Genomic DNA, 21,526 nt, shown 5'->3' on the forward strand with positions numbered 1-21,526 from the left:
CATGGCTGAACTATTTAAGACGGAATACGGGGGTAAAAAAGTCGTTATCGTTGGCTTAGGGCTGACCGGCCTGTCCTGCGTTGATTTTTTTATTACACGTGGCGTAACACCCCGCGTGATGGATACCCGTATAGTGCCACCAGGCAGCAATAAGCTGCCTGATAACGTTGAGTGTCATACAGGCAGCCTCAATAAACAGTGGTTGATGGAGGCCGATTTAATCGTTGCCAGCCCGGGTATGGCGCTGGCAACGCCTGAATTGCAGGCAGCGGCTGATGCGGGTGTTGAAATTATCGGTGATATTGAGCTGTTTTGCCGCGAAGCTACTGCGCCGATTGTTGCCATTACGGGTTCAAATGGCAAAAGCACCGTGACCACCCTACTTGGCGAAATGGCGAAAGAAGCGGGATGGCAGGTTGGCGTGGGGGGCAACATTGGTGTCCCTGCACTGGAATTGCTGAAACAGCCTTGTCAGCTTTATGTACTGGAACTGTCCAGTTTTCAACTTGAAACTACTTACAGCTTGAAAGCCACGGCAGCGACAGTACTGAATGTGACCGAAGACCACATGGTTCGTTATCCCGAAGGATTAGCGCAGTATCGTGCAGCGAAGTTGCGCATTTACCATCAGGCGAAAACTTGTGTGGTTAATGAACAGGATGCTCTGACACTACCAGAAACAGGCAAAGATAGCCGTTGTATTAGCTTCGGTGTGGATAGTGGTGATTATCAGTTTGACAGTGAACACCAACAACTGATGGTTAATCAACATCCTGTGTTGGCAACACGTGAAATGAGGTTGGTCGGTCAACATAACTATACCAATGGATTAGCCGCGTTAGCACTGGCCGATGCTGTAGGCATTCCTCGTGTTGCCAGCCTTCAGGCGTTACGTACTTATTCCGGGCTGGAACACCGCTTTCAGGTGATTCACATGAGAAATGGTGTTCGTTGGGTGAATGATTCTAAGGCAACCAATGTTGGCAGCACCCAAGCAGCACTGAGCGGATTGAAGCTGGAAGGGACGCTCTATCTTTTATTGGGGGGAGATGGCAAAGCGGCAGATTTTATCCCACTGAAACCCTATATATCGGGGGAACATGTTCGTCTGTACTGTTTTGGTCGTGACGGGGGGCAATTAGCACAATTGCGCCCGGAAATTGCAACACTGACGGAAACAATGGAACAGGCGATGAGAGAAATTGCCCCCAAGCTGGTTTCTGGCGACATGGTATTGTTGTCACCCGCTTGTGCGAGCTTCGATCAGTTCAACAGCTTTGAGCATCGTGGTCATGAATTTGCTCGTTTGGCAGAGGAGTTAGGCTGATGACCATTCCAGGCCTTGGTAAATTTAAAACTTGGTTGGCGGGAAATGTGGAAGTAGATGCCACAGATACCGTTATGTATGATCGTACTCTGGTCTGGATGATATTAGGGTTGGCTGCAATTGGCTTTGTCATGGTAACGTCGGCATCCATGCCAGTTGGTCAACGTCTTGCTCAAGATCCCTTTATCTTTGCTCGACGTGATGCAATTTATTTGTCACTGTGCTTTTTCTTATCCCTGATCACGCTGCGCATTCCGATGGACTTCTGGCTGCGTTACAGCAACGTCATGTTATTAATGACAATCATGATGCTGGTTGTGGTGCTGTTTGTGGGGAGTTCAGTTAACGGGGCATCACGCTGGGTAGCGATTGGCCCATTACGCATTCAACCGGCAGAATTGTCAAAACTATCACTTTTTTGTTATCTCTCCAGCTATCTGGTCAGAAAAGTTGAGGAAGTAAGAAACAACTTCTGGGGATTTTGCAAACCAATGAGTGTCATGGTTGCATTGGCGATTTTGTTGTTGGCACAGCCCGATTTGGGGACAGTGGTTGTGTTATTTGTGACTACATTGGCTCTGCTGTTTCTGGCAGGGGCGAAATTGTGGCAGTTTCTGGCGATTATTGGTTGCGGAATATTTGCCGTGTGCGTATTGATTGTGGCTGAACCTTATCGTATGCGCAGGGTAACCTCTTTCCTGAATCCGTGGGAAGATCCTTTTGGCAGTGGTTATCAGTTAACCCAATCGTTAATGGCATTTGGTCGTGGGGACTTTTTTGGCCAGGGACTGGGAAATTCAGTCCAAAAACTTGAATACCTGCCGGAAGCTCATACTGACTTTATTTTCTCCATTCTGGCCGAAGAATTGGGTTATTTCGGTGTGGTTTTAGTGCTGGCAATGGTATTCTTCGTCGCTTTCCGCGCCATGATGATCGGCCGTCGGGCATTGCAGCTTAATCAACGGTTTTCTGGTTTTTTAGCTTGTGCAATCGGCATATGGTTCAGCTTTCAGGCGTTCATTAACGTTGGTGCGGCGGCAGGTATGTTACCAACGAAAGGATTAACATTACCTTTAGTCAGCTATGGTGGCTCTAGTTTGATAGTGATGTCAACGGCCATCGTCTTGTTGTTGCGAATTGATTATGAAGTACGTCTGGCAAAAGCGCAGGCGTTTGTAAGGAGCCCTAAATGAGTGGCAAAAACCGGCGTTTGATGGTGATGGCTGGTGGTACAGGGGGGCATGTGTTCCCAGGGCTGGCCGTTGCTCACCATTTAAAAGAGCAGGGGTGGGATATTCGCTGGTTGGGAACCGCAGATCGCATGGAAGCTGATTTAGTTCCGAAACATGGCATTGATATCGAATTTATTCAGATTTCAGGTTTGCGGGGCAAGGGAGTGAAAGCGTTACTTGCTGCCCCAATTAGAATTTTTAAGGCTATTCGACAGGCAAAAGCCATTATGCGCCGTTATCAGCCCGATGTTGTGCTGGGAATGGGAGGATATGTCTCCGGGCCAGGTGGAATAGCGGCATGGTTGTGTGGCATTCCGGTTGTACTGCACGAACAAAATGGCATTGCAGGGCTGACTAATCGTTGGTTGGCCAAAATTGCCAAAACGGTGTTACAGGCGTTTCCGGGGGCATTCCCTGGCGCGCCCGTTGTTGGTAATCCCGTAAGGGAAGACGTACTGGCATTGCCAGAACCAATACAGCGTTTGGCCGGGCGTGAAGGATCTGTTCGGGTTCTGGTCGTTGGTGGTAGTCAAGGCGCAAGAATATTGAACCAAACTATGCCAGAAGTAGCCGCTCGCTTGGGCGATAAAATCACTTTATGGCATCAGGCAGGCAAGGGCGCCAGAGAAGAGACACAAAAACAATATGAGAATTCAGTTAAATCTGAATTCAAAGTGACTGAATTTATTGATGATATGGCGCAGGCTTATGCGTGGGCTGATATTGTCGTATGTCGCTCCGGTGCACTTACAGTTAGTGAAGTTTCCGCCGCAGGCTTACCGGCGATTTTTGTTCCTTTCCAGCATAAAGATCGCCAGCAATATTGGAATGCTTTGCCTTTGGAAAAAGCGGGAGCCGCAAAGATACTCGAACAACCCGAATTTACGGTTGATGCTGTCGTCGGGTTATTGACCCAGTGGCAACGTCCACAATTGTTAGAAATGGCAGAGAAAGCACGTTCAGTCGCTATTATCAATGCAACCGAGCGTGTGGCAGCAACGTTAATCGATGCTGCAAAAAATCATTCAGGCCGTTCCAGATAGAACGGTGACGTAAACATAACGAGTGAAGATTAAAACGTGAATACACAACAGTTGGCGAAATTAAGAGCTTCAGTGCCTGAAATGAGAAAAGTCAGGCATATCCACTTTGTTGGCATTGGTGGTGCTGGCATGGGTGGTATCGCCGAGGTGTTGGCTAATGAAGGTTATCAGATAAGTGGTTCTGATCTGGCGCCCAATCCTGTCACACAGCAATTGATTGCACTGGGTGCAACTATTTATTTCAATCACCGTCCAGAAAATGTGCGTGACGCTAGTGTAGTGGTGGCATCCACGGCTATTTCGGCGGAAAACCCAGAAATTGTGGCTGCGCGGGAAGCGCGTATCCCGGTTATCCGTCGTGCGGAAATGCTGGCAGAGCTGATGCGTTATCGCCACGGTATCGCTATTGCGGGAACGCATGGAAAAACCACGACGACGGCAATGATTGCTGGCATTTATGCACAGGCAGGTCTTGATCCTACATTTGTGAATGGTGGGTTGGTCAAAGCGGCAGGGACGCATGCTCGCTTAGGTAGCAGCCGCTATCTGATTGCAGAAGCAGATGAAAGTGATGCTTCATTCTTGCACTTGCAGCCCATGATGGCAGTTGTCACCAATATTGAAGCTGACCACATGGATACCTACCAAGGGGATTTCGAAAACTTAAAGCAAACGTTCGTTAACTTCCTGCATAACCTGCCATTTTATGGGCGTGCGGTTATGTGTATTGACGATCCTGTTGTGAAAGAACTAATCCCCCAAATTGGGCGTTATATCACAACCTATGGTTTCAGTGAGGAAGCAGACGTCCGTATTACCCACTATGAGCAGAAAGGCGCTCAGGGATTTTTCACTATCAGCCGGTTGGATTTGCCGGATTTGCATGTAGTGTTAAATGCCCCTGGCCGCCACAATGCGCTGAATGCAACTGCCGCGGTTGCAGTGGCAACAGAAGAAGGCATTGATGATACCGCCATTCTGGCCTCTCTGGCTGAGTTTCAGGGAACCGGACGCCGCTTTGATTTTCTGGGAAATTTTCCTCTTAAACATATTAATGACAAAGAAGGTAGTGTGATGTTGGTTGATGATTATGGTCATCACCCAACAGAAGTTGATGCCACGATTAAAGCTGCACGAGCGGGTTGGGGGGATAAACGCATTGTCATGGTATTCCAGCCACACCGTTATACAAGAACTCGTGATTTATATGATGATTTTGCCAATGTTCTGAGTCAGGTAGATGTTCTATTAATGTTGGATGTGTATGCCGCAGGTGAAACGCCGATCCCTGGCGCGGATAGCCGTTCTTTATGCCGTACTATCCGCAGTCGTGGCAAATTGGACCCGATTTTTGTATCAGAACCTGAACAAGTTTCAATCATTCTGTCACAGGTGATAGAAAACAATGATTTAGTTTTGGTACAGGGTGCCGGAAATATCGGTAAAATAGCGCGCAATTTGGCTGAAACAAAATTGCAGCCATCTTTTTATGAGGGAGAACATCATGGTTGATAAAGTTGCTGTTCTGTTGGGCGGAACTTCCGCTGAACGCGAAGTTTCATTGCAATCAGGGCATGCGGTTGTGGCAGGGCTGAAGGAAGCGGGCATTAATGCCTATTCAGTTGATACAAAAGACTTTGATGTGACTAAACTCAAAGAGGAAGGATTCAATAAAGTCTTTATCGCACTGCACGGTCGCGGTGGTGAAGATGGTACATTGCAAGGTTTGCTGGAATTTTTGCAAATTCCTTATACCGGCAGCGGAGTAATGGCATCTGCCTTGTCAATGGACAAAATGCGCACAAAACAGCTCTGGCAGGGAGCAAAACTGCCTATTTCACCTTATGTCGTAATTAATTCTCTAAAATTTGAACAACTTAATGATTTACAACTCAAAGAGTATGTTCAAGAACTAGGTTTGCCATTAATGATTAAACCGAATCTGGAAGGCTCCAGTGTAGGGATGACCAAAGTGAATGAGTATGCTGAATTGCGTGACGCTCTGGAGCTGGCATTTAAATACGATACTAATGTATTGGTCGAAAAATGGCTGTTTGGTCCTGAATATACCGTCGGATTTTTGGGGGATGAGGCTCTTCCTTCTATCCGTATTCAGGTTTCAAACACATTTTATGATTATGATGCGAAATATATTTCGAACCAAACGCAATATTTTTGTCCAAGCGGCTTGAGTGCGGAAAAAGAGCAAGAGCTATTAGATATCGCCTTAAAGGCATATAAGGCGCTGGGATGTCATGGCTGGGGGCGAGTTGATATCATGGATGATGGGAAGGGTAATTTCTACCTGTTGGAAGCCAATACTTCCCCGGGTATGACCAGTCATAGCCTTGTGCCAACTGCTGCGCGTCAGGCTGGATTAAGTTTTTCTCAACTCGTAGCGAAAATTTTGGAGCTGGCTGATTAATATGTCGCAGGCAGCCCGGAATATCCGGGAGCGGGAGATTGAAGCGCAGAGAGCTCGTCCCAGTAATGGCTACTATCTGACTGGGATTGCCTTCTTCTTGATGGTCGTCGGTATCATCATATGGGGGGGCTGGATGACACTGGATTGGATGAAAGATCCTAGCAGATTACCACTCTCAAAGCTGGTACTGACTGGTGAGCGACATTACACCACGAATGATGATGTAAGGCAGTCTATTTTGTCCCTGGGATCTCCTGGAACATTTATGACTCAGGATGTCAACGGCATTCAGGAAAAGATTGAACAACTGCCGTGGATCCGGCAGGTCACTGTTCGGAAACAATGGCCTGATGAACTTAAAATACATCTGGTAGAATACGTACCTTATGTGCGCTGGAATGATACCCAATTGTTAGATGATGAAGGTCGGGTATTTAGCCTGCCTATAGAGCGCAGTGCAAATGGGCAGTATCCGATGTTGTATGGACCAGAAGGCAAAGAAAAGGACGCATTGAGTGAATACCACACAATGGCAGCTTTTCTTGAAAAACACCAGATGAAACTGAAAGCAGTGATCATGACAGCACGTAATTCCTGGCAACTGATATTGGATAACGATATCCGTTTAGAGCTAGGAAATCGAGATAAAATGGAGCGAATGAAACGTTTTGTTGAACTTTATCCGGTGTTGTTAAAAAACACTGAAAAACGTGTGGCTTATGTTGACTTGCGTTATGACAGCGGTGCTGCAGTAGGTTGGGCTCCTTTATTAACTGATACGCCGGTTTCAATAAACGAGCAAGAAAACAAACAGTGACTGGTAATAATACAGAGACAGGCAGAATAACGATGATCAAATCAACGGACAGAAAATTGGTAGTTGGCCTTGAAATTGGTACAGCAAAGGTATCTGCCTTGGTTGGTGAAATTCTGCCCGATGGTATGGTCAATATTATCGGAGTAGGAAATTGCCCATCCCGCGGCATGGATAAAGGCGGTGTCAACGATCTTGAATCGGTCGTCAAGTGCGTACAGCGTGCCATTGATCAGGCTGAACTGATGGCGGATTGCCAGATATCTTCAGTCTATCTGGCACTTTCCGGCAAGCATATCAGTTGCCAGAACGAAATTGGCATGGTGCCGGTTTCGGAAGAAGAAGTCACACAGGATGATGTGGACAGTGTTGTCCATACAGCTAAGTCAGTTCGTGTTCGTGATGAACACCGTATTTTGCATGTGATCCCACAGGAATACGCGATTGACTATCAGGAAGGGATCAAAAATCCGGTTGGACTCTCTGGCGTGCGTATGCAGGCGAAAGTCCATTTGATTACCTGCCATAACGACATGGCGAAAAACATCGTAAAAGCTGTAGAACGTTGTGGGTTGAAAGTTGATCAACTTATTTTTGCAGGACTGGCAGCAAGTTATGCTGTGTTAACAGAAGATGAACGTGAATTGGGGGTGTGCGTCGTTGATATCGGCGGCGGCACGATGGATATCGCTGTATACACTGGCGGTGCATTACGTCATACCAAGGTAATTCCTTATGCAGGCAATGTGGTGACAAGTGATATCGCCTATGCGTTTGGTACTCCTCCAAGTGATGCTGAAACCATCAAGGTTCGTCATGGTTGCGCATTGGGTTCGATAGTGAGCAAGGATGAGAGTGTAGAAGTTCCGAGTGTGGGAGGACGCCCTCCTCGTAGCTTGCAGCGTCAAACATTGGCTGAAGTGATCGAACCCCGTTATACCGAACTGCTGAATTTAGTGAACGATGAGATTTTGCGATTGCAGGAGCAATTGCGGCAGCAGGGAGTAAAACACCACCTGGCGGCAGGGATTGTCCTGACAGGAGGAGGCGCCCAGATTGATGGTCTGGCCGAATGTGCTCAGCGGGTATTTCATACCCAGGTTCGCATTGGCCGCCCCCTGAACATCACTGGATTGACAGATTATGTGCAGGAGCCTTGCTACTCAACAGCGCTTGGACTTCTGCATTATGGCAAAGAATCCCACCTTGGCGGAGATTCTGATGCCGATAAAAGAACGTCAGTAAGTGGCTGGTTTAAGAAAGTCAGCAACTGGCTGAAAAAAGAATTTTGATTTTTTATACAGGGGCCATGACAATGTCGCCGGCCTCGATATAAAGGCACAAAACGGAGAGAAATTATGTTTGAACCACTGGAATTAACCAACGACGCGGTGATTAAAGTCATCGGCGTCGGCGGCGGCGGCGGTAATGCTGTGGAGCACATGGTGCGTGAGCGTATTGAAGGAGTTGACTTCTTTGCGGTTAACACGGACGCTCAAGCACTGCGTAAGACGGCTGTTGGTCAGACTATCCAGATTGGCAACGGCATTACGAAAGGATTAGGCGCTGGTGCGAACCCTGAGGTTGGTCGTACTGCTGCGGAAGAAGACCGCGAATCATTGCGTACTGCACTAGAAGGTGCAGATATGGTATTTATTGCCGCAGGTATGGGGGGTGGTACGGGAACGGGGGCAGCCCCTGTTGTGGCTGAAATTGCCAAAGAACTTGGCATTTTGACCGTTGCCGTCGTCACTAAGCCATTTAATTTCGAAGGCAAAAAACGTATGGCCTTCGCGGAACAAGGGATCACTGAACTGTCCAAACATGTGGACTCATTGATCACTATTCCAAATGACAAGTTATTGAAAGTCCTGGGACGAGGCATTTCCCTGTTGGATGCATTCGGTGCAGCCAATGATGTTCTGAAAGGAGCGGTTCAGGGTATTGCCGAACTGATTACTCGCCCAGGTCTGATGAATGTTGACTTCGCTGACGTTCGTACCGTGATGTCGGAAATGGGTTACGCCATGATGGGGTCAGGTATTGCACAAGGCGAAGATCGTGCGGAAGAAGCCGCAGAGATGGCTATCTCCAGCCCATTGTTGGAAGATATTGATCTTTCTGGTGCACGTGGTGTTCTGGTCAACATTACAGCGGGCTTCGACCTGCGTTTGGATGAATTTGAAACAGTGGGTAACACAATCCGTGCATTTGCTTCTGATAATGCAACGGTGGTTATCGGTACGTCACTGGATCCAGACATGAATGATGAGCTGCGTGTAACCGTTGTGGCAACCGGCATTGGCATGGATAAACGTCCAGAAATCACCCTGGTGACCAATAACAAGACTCCTCAGACAAACACGATGGAGCGCCGTTACCAGCAAATATCGGGTGGAATCTCTTCATTATCCGATGAGAATAAAACGGTAGCAAAAGTTGTCAATGACCAGAATGCACATACGAGCAAAGAGCCTGATTACCTGGATATTCCTGCATTTTTGCGTAAGCAGGCTGATTAATTGCTAAAAAATTGGCTTCTCCGCTTTTTGTGTTAAAATATCCTGCCAGTCATGCATTATAGTGATTGGCGGGATAAGTTACATTGCGAGATATAAACGATGATCAAACAAAGGACACTAAAACGTATTGTTCAAGCGACCGGCGTCGGTTTGCACACCGGTAAAAAAGTCACGCTGACAATGCGTCCAGCGCCGGCTAATACCGGGGTCATCTATCGTCGTACTGACTTGAATCCTCCGGTTGATTTTCCGGCAGATGCCAAATCTGTGCGTGATACTATGCTCTGCACTTGTCTGGTGAATGAGCATAATGTGCGTATTTCAACAGTTGAGCATTTGAATGCAGCGCTGGCAGGTTTAGGGATCGACAATATTGTTATTGAAGTCGATGCACCAGAGATCCCGATTATGGATGGCAGTGCTAGCCCGTTTATTTTCCTGTTATTGGATGCGGGTATTGAAGAGCTGAATGTCGCGAAGAAATTTGTGCGAATGAAAGAAAATGTTCGTGTGGAAGACGGTGATAAATGGGCGGAATTAGCGCCATATCATGGTTTCAGCCTGGATTTTACCATCGACTTTAATCATCCGGCGATTGATGCGAGTACACAGCGCTATAGCCTCGATTTCTCTGCGGATGCGTTTGTTCGCCAAATTAGTCGTGCGCGTACTTTCGGATTTATGCGCGATATTGAGTATCTGCAATCTCAAGGCTTGTGCCTCGGTGGCAGCTTTGATTGTGCGATTGTAGTTGATGACTACCGCGTGCTCAATGAAGATGGTTTGCGTTTTGAAGATGAATTCGTCCGCCATAAAATGTTAGATGCCATCGGCGATCTGTTTATGTGTGGATATAATATCATTGGTGCCTTTACTGCGTTTAAATCAGGTCATGCATTAAACAACAAGTTATTGCAAACTGTTTTAGCACAAGAAAGCGCTTGGGAATTTGTCACATTTGAAGATGCAGCAGAAATGCCATTAGCTTTCCGCGCTCCATCACTGGTGTTGGCATAATGGCTGACATGTGTATTGATAAAGAATGTTGAGAACATTCCTATGATGCACCAATGGGTTATGTTATCTATTACGCTCCTTTCTCTGATGTTTTTCATTCGGCGTTAGCGCTTCTTCTTGGCTGTACTGGTACCCTCTCCGGCCAGTGCAGCCAACCGTTCCAATTTCCTTTTTAATCTTTCAGGGCTGTTTTCAGCCAATATCATTAATGTTTTTGCACTTGCATGAGTAAGCTGGCGCTTTGGCAATTCCTGATTATCATTACTGAATACTTTTGTTGATAATTTTGGGAACTCTTGTTCATTATTATCACACTTAACCATTAATGATGGGTTAATCCTGATGTCGATTGAGGATAAAGATGGTAGAATTTCGCTCCTCAATGTGGACAACAAGACAGGGATCTCATAACGCAGCCGAGTCATCCAACTGGCATTTCCTGCTTCCAGTACCAGAATTTGTTTGCGATAATTGGCAACCCTGCACCATGGGTGCAATTGTGCAGGAAGCAAACTGAGAACAGCTCGGTTGAGTTTTAGTAATGCGATGGCATGTTGTTGAATGATTTGAAGTGGGCTTTTTCCGACAGTTGCCGCGTCTTCAAACAGCTTATCCAGTGATTGTGGGCGGCTATCTCGCATAATAGGGGCAGTTCCAGTATTTATTAATGAAGGATTAATGAGTATTTTAAATCTTTGGCGACAATTTGGTAGGCGTTATTTTTGGTCTCACCTTTTACTGGGCATGGTTGCTACAGGAATTGGTGTTCCTACTGTTTTCGCCGGAGTGGCAGAAGGCCCGCATCATACAAATGCTTCGTCTGCTCAGGGTAGCCACCATCAAGCGCTTTCCTCTTTTGAACACTTATTTAAATTACATTTGCTCCAATTAAAAAGTGTTCAGCGTCAACCCGCTAATTATCTAAATTACTGGCAGCAACATGCCGTCCGTAATGTGATCCGTCAACTTTCTTTTGCTTTTTCAGTTGCTGAACCCGTCAAGTACGAAGACGCAAAAGCAAGTACCCGGATTTCTTCTCCATCCATGCAACGGCTTATGCTGGATACGTTGTATGCCATGCTGACACAAGCACCAGCGCCATTTGAAGAAATTATCTCAGATGTTGCGATGGCAGATGTTGTGCTTCCTGAAACCTATACTCCAGCTCTCTGGATTGCTAAAGTTCAGGGAATTAGGGCAGGGCCAACGCTCAATCATCTATTTTTGCTTTAATGCTGCTGTCTTATTTCAATCTAAGTGTAATAAGACAATTTTTAATAAATGATTGAGTGGCTACAACAATAGCCCTATCTGAGATGTACTAATTATGCTGATTAAATTACTGACAAAGATTTTTGGTAGCCGCAATGACCGTACCTTGCGCCGTTTGCGCAAAGTGGTTGATGAAATCAACCGTATGGAGCCGAACTTTGAAAAACTCTCTGATGAAGAACTGAAAGCGAAAACAGAACAATTTCGTGCCCGTTTAAAAGAGGGAGAATCACTGGATAAAATTCTGCCAGAAGCGTTCGCTACGGTACGTGAAGCCAGTAAGCGTGTATTTAGTATGCGCCATTTTGATGTGCAGTTGTTGGGCGGGATGGTCTTGAACGAACGCTGTATAGCAGAAATGCGTACTGGTGAAGGGAAGACATTGACCGCAACATTGCCCGCTTATCTTAATGCCCTAAGTGGCAAAGGCGTTCACATTGTGACCGTGAACGATTATCTGGCACAACGCGATGCTGAAAATAACCGCCCCCTGTTTGAGTTTCTTGGTTTGAGTGTCGGCATTAACTTACCGAATATGCCAGCGCCGGCAAAACGTGAGGCTTATGCTGCGGATATCACTTACGGTACTAACAATGAGTTTGGCTTTGACTATTTGCGTGACAATATGGCATTTAGTCCAGAAGAGCGAGTTCAACGTAAATTGCACTATGCGTTGGTGGATGAAGTTGACTCGATTCTGATCGACGAAGCTCGTACCCCACTGATTATTTCAGGACCTGCGGAAGACAGCTCTGAGCTTTACATCAAAGTAGACAAGCTGATCCCGAAACTGGTTCGTCAGGAAAAAGAGGATTCAGATACCTTCCAAGGAGAAGGACATTTCTCTGTTGATGAAAAAACACGCCAAGTCAACCTGACAGAGCGTGGTCTGGTATTGATTGAAGAGTTATTGGTGGATGCCAAATTGATGGATGAAGGTGAATCTTTATATTCGCCGACCAATATCATGCTGATGCACCATGTGACAGCCGCCCTGCGCGCTCATGCCCTGTTTACCCGTGATGTTGACTACATCGTTAAAGAGGGTGAGGTCATCATCGTTGATGAGCATACAGGGCGTACCATGCAAGGACGTCGTTGGTCTGATGGTCTGCATCAGGCTGTAGAAGCGAAAGAAGGTGTCGAGATTCAGAATGAAAACCAGACTCTGGCGTCAATCACATTCCAGAACTATTTCCGTATATACGAAAAATTGGCAGGTATGACAGGAACCGCCGACACGGAAGCCTTTGAATTCAGATCCATTTACAAACTAGATACCATTGTCATTCCAACCAATCGCCCAATGGTTCGTCAGGATCTACCGGATCTGATCTATATGACAGAAAAGGAAAAAATTGATGCGATCATTGAAGACATCAGGGAGCGGACAAGCAGTGGTCAGCCTGTTTTGGTGGGAACAATCTCGATTGAGAAATCGGAATTGGTGTCTAACGCATTAACGAAAGCTGGCATTGTACATAACGTTCTGAACGCAAAATTCCACGCATTGGAAGCTGATATCATCGCGCAGGCTGGTCAGTCTGGTACAGTGACGATTGCAACCAACATGGCTGGACGTGGTACAGACATCATGTTGGGAGGAAGCTGGCAAGCGGAAGTTGCTAAATTGGAAGAGCCAACTGAAGCACAAATCGAGAAAATCAAGGCAGAATGGCAAGAGCGCCACGACGCGGTATTGGCCGCGGGCGGTTTACATATTGTCGGTACAGAACGTCATGAATCACGCCGTATTGATAACCAATTACGTGGTCGTGCGGGACGTCAGGGTGATGCGGGTTCTTCACGTTTCTACCTCTCAATGGAAGACTCCTTGATGCGTATTTTTGCTTCCGATCGTGTGACCGGTATGATGCGTAAACTTGGTATGCAGCCAGGGGAAGCAATTGAGCACCCATGGGTAACTAAAGCGATTGCGAATGCTCAGCGTAAAGTTGAGAGCCGTAACTTTGATATCCGTAAACAATTGCTGGAATATGATGATGTTGCCAACGATCAGCGTCGTGCAATTTACGCTCAGCGTAACGATTTGCTGGATGTGGGCGATGTCAGCGAAACCATCACCAGCATTCGCGAAGATGTCTTCAAAATAACAATTGATGCTTACATTCCACCACAATCACTGGAAGAAATGTGGGATGTTGAAGGCTTACAAGAACGTTTAAGCAACGATTTCGATTTGAATTTGCCAGTCAAAGAGTGGTTGGACAAAGAGCCTGAATTGCACGAAGAAACATTGCGTGAACGTATTCTTGAGAAGGCGATAGAAGTTTATAAGCAAAAAGAAGAAATTGTCGGTACAGAAATGATGCGTAATTTTGAAAAAGGCATCATGTTGCAAACTCTGGATACATTGTGGAAAGAGCATCTGGCAGCAATGGATTATCTACGTCAAGGCATTCACTTGCGCGGTTACGCTCAGAAAGATCCAAAACAAGAGTATAAACGTGAATCTTTTGCCATGTTTGCCAACATGCTGGAATCACTGAAGTATGAAGTGATTAGTACCTTGAGTAAAGTTCAGGTCAGAATGCCGGAAGAAGTCGAGGCACTTGAACAGCAGCGTCGTGAAGAAGCCGAGCGTTTGGCAAGACAACAACATCTGAGCCATGAAGTTGAACAGGGCGCGTTGATGTCAAAAGCCGAAGCCCAAGTGGCAACGGGGGAGCGTAAAGTTGGACGCAATGATCCTTGCCCATGTGGTTCTGGCAAAAAATACAAGCATTGCCACGGTCGTTTATAAGCAAAAAAGTCGTGCCAGTGGAAGTGGTTAATTAAGTTACCATTGGCACGGGTTAATTTAATGAAAACCCTTAGATCCTATCCTGCAAGAATATCTTTCAATAAAACTTGCTTAAGGCATAGATTTGAGGGTTTTGTCATAATACGAGTTCCTGCATATTGCCTACATTTTCAATGAATTTATCGTCGTGGGAGATAAGTACCATAGCACCCGTATAATCATAGAGTGCTTGTTGCAGCAGTTCACGTGACTCAATATCCAGATGGTTATCTGGTTCATCCAATAACAACAGGGCTGGTGCATATGGCCCACAAAACAGGCAAGCCAGAGCGACTTTAAGTTGCTCTCCTCCACTTAGATAACCGACAGGTTTCAAGGCTTCCTCACCGCGAATACGCAATTGTGCCAACCGAGTACGGTAACGATCTTCTGTCCAGCCTGGTGACTGCAATTGAAAGTTATGCAGCGCAGATTGGTTTTTATCAAGAAACGAAAAATGTTGATCCATCAAGCGATATGAAGATGTTATTTGGCAAGTGCCGTGCTTGGGAGCAAGTAAACCAGTCATTACTTTCAGTAGAGTAGATTTCCCGCTGCCATTTTTACCGATAACAGCAAGGCGGTCATTATTATTGATGGTTAAGCTGATAGGGGACTCTGATCCAAAAGGTAAGATAACATCTTGTAAGTAAAGTAAAGGAGCTGTAGCTGTTTGTGGGGTTGCAACTACAATGGATAACGGATCGATAATTTCCAGTTTCTCTCTGGCATCTGTGGCGAGTGATGATCTCCTTTGAATCCGTTCTTTGTGCTGTATTGCTTGCCGTGACAGAGTGGCTTCTGAGCGTCCAAGTTGACGATCAAGGAGGATTTGAGCCTGATTGGCATTTTCTCGTTTTTGTTTGCCTTGACTTTGCCTTTTACTGATTTTTTCACGGTCTTTTTGTTTATCACGCAAAGCTTGTTTCAGATTTTTTTGAGTTTGATCCACTTCACGTTGGATACCAAGCCTTAGTTGTTCCTTACTTTCCAGCCAAGTTTCCCATCCACTAATACTACGAGATAGTCCCAATCCACTAAGTTCATAAATAATCGATACATATTGTAATAGTTCGGTATCATGGGTAACCAGTAAAATACCTCCATCAAAAGCACTTAGCCATTGAGCCAGCCACTGGCGGCCTTGTCGGTCAAGGTGATTGCTTGGTTCATCCAAAATCATAAAACCTGCGCCTTGACGTTTCAGAGCCAACAACCTGACCCGTGTTTGTTCTCCGCCGCTCAAGGAATTAAAAGGTTGATTTAATATGCTTGAGTTGAGTTCACCTTCTGCCAGTAAAGACTCAGTTTGAAATTGCCAGTCCCAGTTACCTTCCATAACATCAAAATCTGTTTCGTCACCAACCCCCGCCAGAACACGTTCACTGGCTCTCATGATTTCGCTTAATCCCAGCATATCAGCGGCATTACCGGAAAAAGGTGTTAACCCTTGTGACAAATAACCTACAGCACAAAAATGTTTTACACTGCCTTCTGTAGGAGGGAGCTGCTGTGCCAATATCGAAGCCAGCCAGGATTTTCCAATACCATTGCGCCCAACTAACGCATGTTGCCCTACATTTAGGAATATATCGATACCAGAAAACAAGGGAGTGGCTTCACCATAAAATTGATGGCCGATTTGCCTAGCTTCTATCAATGATTGAACATCATTTAGCATAAACCGTGCTTCCTTAATTGTTTAAATAGTTGTTTCAATTCTATTTGTCGATTAATTTTTGACACGTTTATAGCTTGTTTTTACATGATATGTTTTTTCCAGAGAGGTAATTGGTAATAAAAAGATTATATTTGGAATGAAATACAAATTTGCGGCTTAAACTAATTTTAATGTAATCTGCAAGAGATAGTTACCTAAGTTAAATAATAAACTGTAAGAAAAACGATTATGGAAAAAAAACATCTGCACATTGCAGCAGGTATCATTAAAAATAGCAATGATGAAATTTTTATTACTCAGCGTAGGGCTGATTCACACATGGGTGGCTTTTGGGAGTTCCCTGGAGGAAAACTTGAACAGGGTGAAACACCTGAGCAAGCATTGATTAGAGAATTAAAGGAAGAAGTTGGGATCACGGTAACGCACTGTGAATTAATTGACACCATCAAACATGATTTTCCTGATAGAAGCATCACTCTTGATTTTTTTCTGGTTGATGAATGGGAGGAAGAGCCGTTTGGTAAAGAAGGGCAACCTTCCCGTTGGGTTTTACAATCAGAATTAATTGCTGATGAATTTCCTCCCGCAAACCGTAGTATTGTCAGTTTTCTAACCCAAAATGGTTCCTGTTAAAGAGTTTTTAATAAATTGGGGTAGTTAAATCATCCAATATAAGCGGCGCCAAATAAAAAGGCACCGCTATAACATACGTTACATGATATTACTTATGCTATTCCGGCTGTTCGCTCCAGTTATCATTTTCTGAACTGTCACTTTGGCTTGGTATTTTCTTTTCCTCACTGGCCCATTCGCCCAAGTCGATTAATTGACAACGTTTACTACAAAATGGGCGATGTGGGCTAATTTCTCCCCATACTACCGTGTTGCCACATGTTGGACATTCGACAGTCAATACTTCAGACATAATACTCTCTCCCGCTTGATTTGAAGGTCATACCCTCCATTCTCATATCGCAGCTTTGTTGGCTGAACTCACTGTTTCAGTGACGTATCGATAAAATAGAGTTCTATCAATACAAAATTAGCCATGCTATTGGGAACTCATTCCCTTATTGTCGTACTGCAACTTGAAATTTATTGGGCATATGTTAGCAGCAGGCCAATTCAAATGACAAATGGGCAGGTACAACACCATGCTCACTATCCATTGGTAAAAAGCGGATTGCGAAACGTGTTTTGTAGCCGGAAATTTGTGGGTAAACCAATGCATCTAGTACCACGTCCAATTTTAATCTCAGTAGATCGGCTTCATCTGCATTCCCCTGATAAAATCCATTATGGCTGGTTTTAGGGGTGAAAACGGCAGAATGGCGTATGAGTTTCAGAATACTTTCCAGAGCTTGTTGTAATGGCCGAAGGCTATCCAGCCAGGCTTTGACAGATTTATCCCTGACAGATTGTGGTAAATGTAACCACAGATGCAATGTTGGCAAATCAAAACTACAACATCCTCCTGGGATGCTGAGACGTTGACGTACCATACTGATAATCCGGTCTTCTTTGATATATTGGCTAAGCCGTGGAGCTTGATTCAAGGCAGTGCTGCGTTCTTTAAGTTGCTCTGTCAAACTATGTATCATAGCTGTATCGGCATTCGGAGCACCGAGCCACTGTTTCAATTTTACCTGTTGGCGATCCAACTCTTTCAATAATTCAGAGCGCACTTCACCGCGTTCCAGGATCTCAATTAATTCGGCAATTGTACGGAAAAACGAGAGGCTACTCGCCTGAGAATCCAGATAACGTTGTTTTTCCAACTGTTGCAGTGAAGACTCAATCCTCAACCATGAACGCATTTTTTCATTGAGTGGATGTTCAAAAATAATAGTAGAGGTTGCATCACTCATTACGATTTTCCTGTCTGACTGATTCTGCTTGTTTTAAATACTGTTGATGTAGTTCGGCCACAAGAGGGGGAATATCCTGTTCATTGCTGTGGTTAACGATGACATCATCTGCCTTTTCCAGTCTGTCCTGACGGCTGGCTTGTGCAGCCAGAATATTTTCTACTTGCTCACGGCTCACTCCATCACGGGCCATGGTTCGGGTGATCTGTATTTCAATTGGGACATCAACAACTAAAACACGATCTGCCAAATGCATTAAATTGTTTTCAATGAGCAAAGGAACGACCCAGATGACATAGGGGGTGGTTACTTGGTTTAATTGCCGTTGTGTTTCCACTTGGATCAGTGGATGTAAAAGTGCGTTGAGCCACTGTTTTTCTTTCGGGACAGCAAAAACTTTTTGGCGCAGCATGGCACGATTAAGGCTACCATCGGGCAATAATATGTCGGCTCCAAAGTGCTCTGCGATTGCTTGTAGTGCGGGAGTGCCAGGGGCTACAACTTCTCTGGCGATAATATCTGCATCAACAAGCGTGACACCAAGGGATGAAAATACATTAGAGATAGTCGTTTTACCGCTACCAATTCCACCTGTAAGTGCAACAATATAAGTCATTCTATCCCTTTAAAGATCTCTGATAGCATAATCAAATTGTAACTCAAGGAAAGCTGATGAGCTATAAACAAACACGTACAATTCTTGCTTTTACAGCCCTGAGAAAAGATAACGAAACATGTAAATACTTTGTTAGGTTAATATGGTGCCTAATTGAAAAATAGGCAGGTACATAGCCAGTAATAATAAACCGACGATTAAGGCCATTATTAGCATCAACAAAGGTTCTAATGATTGAACCAAACTATCAGCAAGGTTGATTGATTTTTCTTGATACCATTCTGCAAGATTGAATAAAAATAATTCTAATTCTCCTGACTCTTCACCTATCATGACAAATTGTTGACATAACGCAGGGAAATATGTTGTTTGTTTTAATGCGTCACTCATTGGAATGCCTTGTTGAATTTGCCTGTGTAGGTTTTTCACTCCTGCGATAAAAACAGGATGCTGGGTTGCACTGAGGGCACATTCAAGCCCTGCCATTAGTGTTAATCCAGCTTTCTGTGTCATGAAAAGGATATGGAATATTTGATTAGTCTGTTGATAAATCGTAAGTTGCTTAAAAATAGGAATTTTCAGGAAAACCATTTTTTCTTTTGCTTTAAAAATAGGAAAATGGTGGCGTAGCGATAAATAACTGGTTAACAATATAAATATTATTAACAGTAGTAATACGCCATGATGGATCAATAAATCAGAGCCTGATAGAACCCATTGTGTTAACAAGGGCAGGGTGGCATTTAGCGAAGAATAGACTTGCCTAAATTCTGGCAGAACAAAAATCAACATAAGAATAATAACCAAAAAGCTTACAAAAGCGACTATTAAGGGATAGTGATAAGCCTTTTTTATTTTCTTTCCCAACCTATTTTGCTGTTCCAGGCGATTAATGATTAATTGGCAGCAGTTTTCAAGCTGGCCGGTTTGTTCTCCTACTGCGATAAGTTGACAAAACAAGGGAGAAAATAACTTCGGATAGTATTCAAGTGTTGTAGAGAATGATTCTCCTTGACGAATTTTCTGAATCATATCTGCTAATACACATCGCCACAGAGCATATTTACACTCTTGCAGTAAAATAGTCAGTCCCTTGAGTAAAGGGATACCTGAAGTCAGTAACGTACTTAACTGGTGAATAAAATGCAGGCGATAGGCAACTTCCTTTTTGCTGTAATAAATGATTTTTTTACATTTAATGGTATAGGGTTGAAGATCGAGATGGCTGAGGTATTGGAATACACTTTTTTTACTGTAACCAATACTTTCCCCTGTGATGGCTTTTCCATTCTTGTTAATTGCCTGCCACTGGTAAATATATTCTATTTTCATACTGTTTCATGGCCTGTAATCTGATAAATCTCTTCAAGAGTAGTTATTCCTTTTTCCGCTAATGTCAGCCCTGCTGAAAAAAGCGTTGCATTTTGTTGTGAGGCAAATAAATGTGAAAGGCTGGCGTTAGAACACTCAGACAGAGCTTGCTGAAGTTCCGGTTTGATTTCGAGAAATTCATAGATGGCAGTTCTGCCGTAATAGCCAGAGAAACAGTGATCACAACCAACTGCATTCCATTTTTTTATGGAGAATGATTGTTTTATAGAATCCGGTGTTACAGAAATAGACTCCTCTGTTGAACCAGTAATATTAGGAATAACTGTGGGAATACTGTCTTGTTGTCGACAATGGGGGCAGAGCTTACGAACCAGCCGCTGTGCAATAATCAATTTCACACATGAGGTTGTGGTATAACCTGAAATTCCCAGGTTATGCAGGCGAGATAACGTATCAAGAGTGGAATTAGTATGTAGTGTTGATAAAACCAAGTGACCTGTTTGGGCTGCTTTCATTGATATTTCAGCAGTTTCATTATCACGGATCTCACCAACCATAATGATATCGGGATCTTGCCGCAATAATGCCCTGAGAATTTTGGCAAAATCGAGACCAATCTTGTTATTCACAGGTGTTTGGTTGATGCCATTTAAAGGAATTTCGACAGGATCTTCAACACTACAGATATTCTTTTTAGTTTGGTTTAAATATTGTAGACAGCTATATAATGTGACTGTCTTTCCGCTGCCAGTCGGGCCAGTGACCAAAATCATTCCTTGTGGTAAATGGAGTTTCTGTTTTAAAAGGTGTAATTGTGGTTCAGGCAACCCCAATTGTTCCAGGGATAGCTGGTGTATAGTATTTAAAATACGCAGGACTATTTTTTCCCCATGCAGTGTGGGGAGTGTTGATATACGAATCGCATAACTGTTTTTGTTGTCATTCCAGTCAAATTGCCCATCTTGAGGCTGACGTTTTTCAGCAATGTTGAGCTTTGCCATGATTTTTAAGCGGGCAGGAATACCCGTATTCATTTGAGGAGGCGGTGTCTGCATGGTATGTAATGTACCATCAACTCGAATACGTATTTGATAGCCACGTTGAGATGGTTCAAAATGGATATCTGAAGCTCTTTTTTGTATTGACGTTAATATCGTTTGATTAATTAATTGAATAACCGGTGTATCTATTTCCTCATCATGGAGATTATTGGTTTTTATTGTGTCATTGTAATGAACATAATTGCTATCAAGGCGTTCTATACAGTACGATTCCTCTTCATTATTTTCTGAGCAGTAATTTCTTTCTGGTATTAATGAATTTTTTTCTGTCAACATGGATTCTATTTTTGCTTGTGGCCAGATATCTACATTAACGATTAAACCTGAAATAAATCTCAGTGCAGAAATAAAATCTTCATTAGGTGATTTACTACAGGCAATTGTGAGAATATGGAAATCTTTTTTTATAAAAATGGCCTGATGTTGTTGACATAGCTCTTTTATTTCTTTTTCCATTAAGAGATGTTCCTTATTTATCATTATCTTTATTCCTTTAGTATTGGCGTTGCGTGA

At 44.2% G+C, this 21,526-nt stretch carries 19 protein-coding genes; 12 read left to right on the top strand and 7 right to left on the bottom strand.

Annotated features, from left to right (window positions below; genetic code table 11):
* The first annotated feature begins 1 nt into the window (after position 1).
* The 9 genes from murD to lpxC all read left to right on the top strand — a co-directional run bounded on the left by murD (position 2) and on the right by lpxC (position 10,380).
* A complete protein-coding gene (murD, locus tag Xish_RS03510) occupies positions 2–1,327 on the top strand; it encodes a UDP-N-acetylmuramoyl-L-alanine--D-glutamate ligase (protein ID WP_099116735.1) in 1,326 nt (441 codons plus the stop codon).
* Positions 1,327–2,520: a cell division protein FtsW gene (gene ftsW, locus Xish_RS03515; RefSeq protein WP_099116736.1), complete on the top strand. Its 1,194-nt coding sequence runs from the start codon at positions 1,327–1,329 to the stop codon at positions 2,518–2,520. The genes murD and ftsW overlap by 1 nt, the downstream gene beginning before the upstream one ends.
* Positions 2,517–3,602, top strand: a complete 1,086-nt coding sequence (murG, locus tag Xish_RS03520; protein WP_099116737.1) for an undecaprenyldiphospho-muramoylpentapeptide beta-N-acetylglucosaminyltransferase — start codon at positions 2,517–2,519, stop codon at positions 3,600–3,602. The genes ftsW and murG overlap by 4 nt, the downstream gene beginning before the upstream one ends.
* Positions 3,603–3,638: 36 nt before the next feature.
* Entirely contained in the window at positions 3,639–5,114 is a 1,476-nt protein-coding gene (gene murC / locus Xish_RS03525) for a UDP-N-acetylmuramate--L-alanine ligase (protein ID WP_099116738.1), read from the top strand.
* Positions 5,107–6,027, top strand: a complete 921-nt coding sequence (locus Xish_RS03530) for a D-alanine--D-alanine ligase (protein WP_099116739.1) — start codon at positions 5,107–5,109, stop codon at positions 6,025–6,027. The genes murC and Xish_RS03530 overlap by 8 nt, the downstream gene beginning before the upstream one ends.
* A gap of 1 nt (position 6,028) precedes the next feature.
* Positions 6,029–6,844: a cell division protein FtsQ gene (gene ftsQ / locus Xish_RS03535; protein ID WP_099116740.1), complete on the top strand. Its 816-nt coding sequence runs from the start codon at positions 6,029–6,031 to the stop codon at positions 6,842–6,844.
* Positions 6,845–6,876: 32 nt separating this feature from the next.
* Entirely contained in the window at positions 6,877–8,133 is a 1,257-nt protein-coding gene (gene ftsA, locus Xish_RS03540; RefSeq protein WP_099116741.1) for a cell division protein FtsA, read from the top strand.
* Positions 8,134–8,199: 66 nt separating this feature from the next.
* Positions 8,200–9,363 (top strand): cell division protein FtsZ, encoded by a 1,164-nt coding sequence (ftsZ, locus tag Xish_RS03545; RefSeq protein ID WP_099116742.1) that lies wholly within the window; start codon positions 8,200–8,202, stop codon positions 9,361–9,363.
* Positions 9,364–9,462: 99 nt separating this feature from the next.
* The gene (gene lpxC / locus Xish_RS03550; protein ID WP_099116743.1) at positions 9,463–10,380 is read left to right on the top strand and encodes a UDP-3-O-acyl-N-acetylglucosamine deacetylase; all 918 of its coding nucleotides are present in this window, start codon (positions 9,463–9,465) and stop codon (positions 10,378–10,380) included.
* Positions 10,381–10,484: 104 nt separating this feature from the next.
* On the opposite strand, the gene Xish_RS03555 is transcribed toward lpxC, so the two are convergent.
* On the bottom strand, positions 10,485–11,021 hold the full coding sequence (locus Xish_RS03555) for a DUF721 domain-containing protein (protein ID WP_099116744.1): 537 nt from the start codon (positions 11,019–11,021) through the stop codon (positions 10,485–10,487).
* A 37-nt stretch (positions 11,022–11,058) separates the two neighbouring features.
* On the opposite strand from Xish_RS03555, the gene secM reads away from it, so the two are divergent.
* Together secM and secA are read left to right on the top strand one after the other, a co-directional pair.
* A complete protein-coding gene (secM, locus tag Xish_RS03560; protein ID WP_099116745.1) occupies positions 11,059–11,613 on the top strand; it encodes a secA translation cis-regulator SecM in 555 nt (184 codons plus the stop codon).
* Between the two features lie 94 nt (positions 11,614–11,707).
* Complete coding sequence (gene secA, locus Xish_RS03565; protein ID WP_099116746.1) at positions 11,708–14,416, top strand: preprotein translocase subunit SecA; 2,709 nt, start codon at positions 11,708–11,710, stop codon at positions 14,414–14,416.
* 136 nt (positions 14,417–14,552) lie between these two features.
* Here secA and Xish_RS03570 read toward each other — a convergent pair whose 3' ends face one another.
* Entirely contained in the window at positions 14,553–16,136 is a 1,584-nt protein-coding gene (locus Xish_RS03570) for an ATP-binding cassette domain-containing protein (RefSeq protein WP_099116747.1), read from the bottom strand.
* Between the two features lie 228 nt (positions 16,137–16,364).
* Here Xish_RS03570 and mutT point away from each other — a divergent pair, with 228 nt between their 5' ends.
* The gene (mutT, locus tag Xish_RS03575) at positions 16,365–16,769 is read left to right on the top strand and encodes an 8-oxo-dGTP diphosphatase MutT (RefSeq protein ID WP_099116748.1); all 405 of its coding nucleotides are present in this window, start codon (positions 16,365–16,367) and stop codon (positions 16,767–16,769) included.
* 97 nt (positions 16,770–16,866) lie between these two features.
* Here the strand turns inward: mutT and yacG are convergent, their stop codons facing one another.
* From yacG to gspE, 5 genes are all read right to left on the bottom strand, one after another.
* Positions 16,867–17,061: a DNA gyrase inhibitor YacG gene (gene yacG, locus Xish_RS03580; protein ID WP_099116749.1), complete on the bottom strand. Its 195-nt coding sequence runs from the start codon at positions 17,059–17,061 to the stop codon at positions 16,867–16,869.
* A gap of 184 nt (positions 17,062–17,245) precedes the next feature.
* Positions 17,246–18,004: a cell division protein ZapD gene (gene zapD, locus Xish_RS03585; RefSeq protein ID WP_099116750.1), complete on the bottom strand. Its 759-nt coding sequence runs from the start codon at positions 18,002–18,004 to the stop codon at positions 17,246–17,248.
* The gene (gene coaE / locus Xish_RS03590) at positions 17,997–18,620 is read right to left on the bottom strand and encodes a dephospho-CoA kinase (RefSeq protein WP_099116751.1); all 624 of its coding nucleotides are present in this window, start codon (positions 18,618–18,620) and stop codon (positions 17,997–17,999) included. The genes zapD and coaE overlap by 8 nt, the downstream gene beginning before the upstream one ends.
* A gap of 132 nt (positions 18,621–18,752) precedes the next feature.
* Positions 18,753–19,952, bottom strand: coding sequence for a protein transport protein HofC (hofC, locus tag Xish_RS03595; protein WP_099116752.1), 1,200 nt, complete (start codon positions 19,950–19,952; stop codon positions 18,753–18,755).
* Complete coding sequence (gene gspE, locus Xish_RS03600) at positions 19,949–21,493, bottom strand: type II secretion system protein GspE (RefSeq protein ID WP_099116753.1); 1,545 nt, start codon at positions 21,491–21,493, stop codon at positions 19,949–19,951. The genes hofC and gspE overlap by 4 nt, the downstream gene beginning before the upstream one ends.
* Positions 21,494–21,526 lie beyond the last annotated feature (33 nt).

The organism is Xenorhabdus ishibashii (assembly GCF_002632755.1).
GTDB lineage: Bacteria > Pseudomonadota > Gammaproteobacteria > Enterobacterales > Enterobacteriaceae > Xenorhabdus > Xenorhabdus ishibashii.

Bases quoted from the DNA above. Each gene is read 5' to 3' on its own strand.
- murD (WP_099116735.1), top strand. From the start codon at position 2: ATGGCTGAACTATTTAAGACGGAATACGGGGGTAAAAAAGTCGTTATC.
- ftsW (WP_099116736.1), top strand. From the start codon at position 1,327: ATGACCATTCCAGGCCTTGGTAAATTTAAAACTTGGTTGGCGGGAAAT.
- murG (WP_099116737.1), top strand. From the start codon at position 2,517: ATGAGTGGCAAAAACCGGCGTTTGATGGTGATGGCTGGTGGTACAGGG.
- Xish_RS03530 (WP_099116739.1), top strand. From the start codon at position 5,107: ATGGTTGATAAAGTTGCTGTTCTGTTGGGCGGAACTTCCGCTGAACGC.
- ftsQ (WP_099116740.1), top strand. From the start codon at position 6,029: ATGTCGCAGGCAGCCCGGAATATCCGGGAGCGGGAGATTGAAGCGCAG.
- ftsA (WP_099116741.1), top strand. From the start codon at position 6,877: ATGATCAAATCAACGGACAGAAAATTGGTAGTTGGCCTTGAAATTGGT.
- ftsZ (WP_099116742.1), top strand. From the start codon at position 8,200: ATGTTTGAACCACTGGAATTAACCAACGACGCGGTGATTAAAGTCATC.
- lpxC (WP_099116743.1), top strand. From the start codon at position 9,463: ATGATCAAACAAAGGACACTAAAACGTATTGTTCAAGCGACCGGCGTC.
- Xish_RS03555 (WP_099116744.1), bottom strand. From the start codon at position 11,021: ATGCGAGATAGCCGCCCACAATCACTGGATAAGCTGTTTGAAGACGCG.
- secM (WP_099116745.1), top strand. From the start codon at position 11,059: ATGAGTATTTTAAATCTTTGGCGACAATTTGGTAGGCGTTATTTTTGG.
- secA (WP_099116746.1), top strand. From the start codon at position 11,708: ATGCTGATTAAATTACTGACAAAGATTTTTGGTAGCCGCAATGACCGT.
- Xish_RS03570 (WP_099116747.1), bottom strand. From the start codon at position 16,136: ATGCTAAATGATGTTCAATCATTGATAGAAGCTAGGCAAATCGGCCAT.
- mutT (WP_099116748.1), top strand. From the start codon at position 16,365: ATGGAAAAAAAACATCTGCACATTGCAGCAGGTATCATTAAAAATAGC.
- yacG (WP_099116749.1), bottom strand. From the start codon at position 17,061: ATGTCTGAAGTATTGACTGTCGAATGTCCAACATGTGGCAACACGGTA.
- zapD (WP_099116750.1), bottom strand. From the start codon at position 18,004: ATGAGTGATGCAACCTCTACTATTATTTTTGAACATCCACTCAATGAA.
- coaE (WP_099116751.1), bottom strand. From the start codon at position 18,620: ATGACTTATATTGTTGCACTTACAGGTGGAATTGGTAGCGGTAAAACG.
- hofC (WP_099116752.1), bottom strand. From the start codon at position 19,952: ATGAAAATAGAATATATTTACCAGTGGCAGGCAATTAACAAGAATGGA.
- gspE (WP_099116753.1), bottom strand. From the start codon at position 21,493: ATGATAAATAAGGAACATCTCTTAATGGAAAAAGAAATAAAAGAGCTA.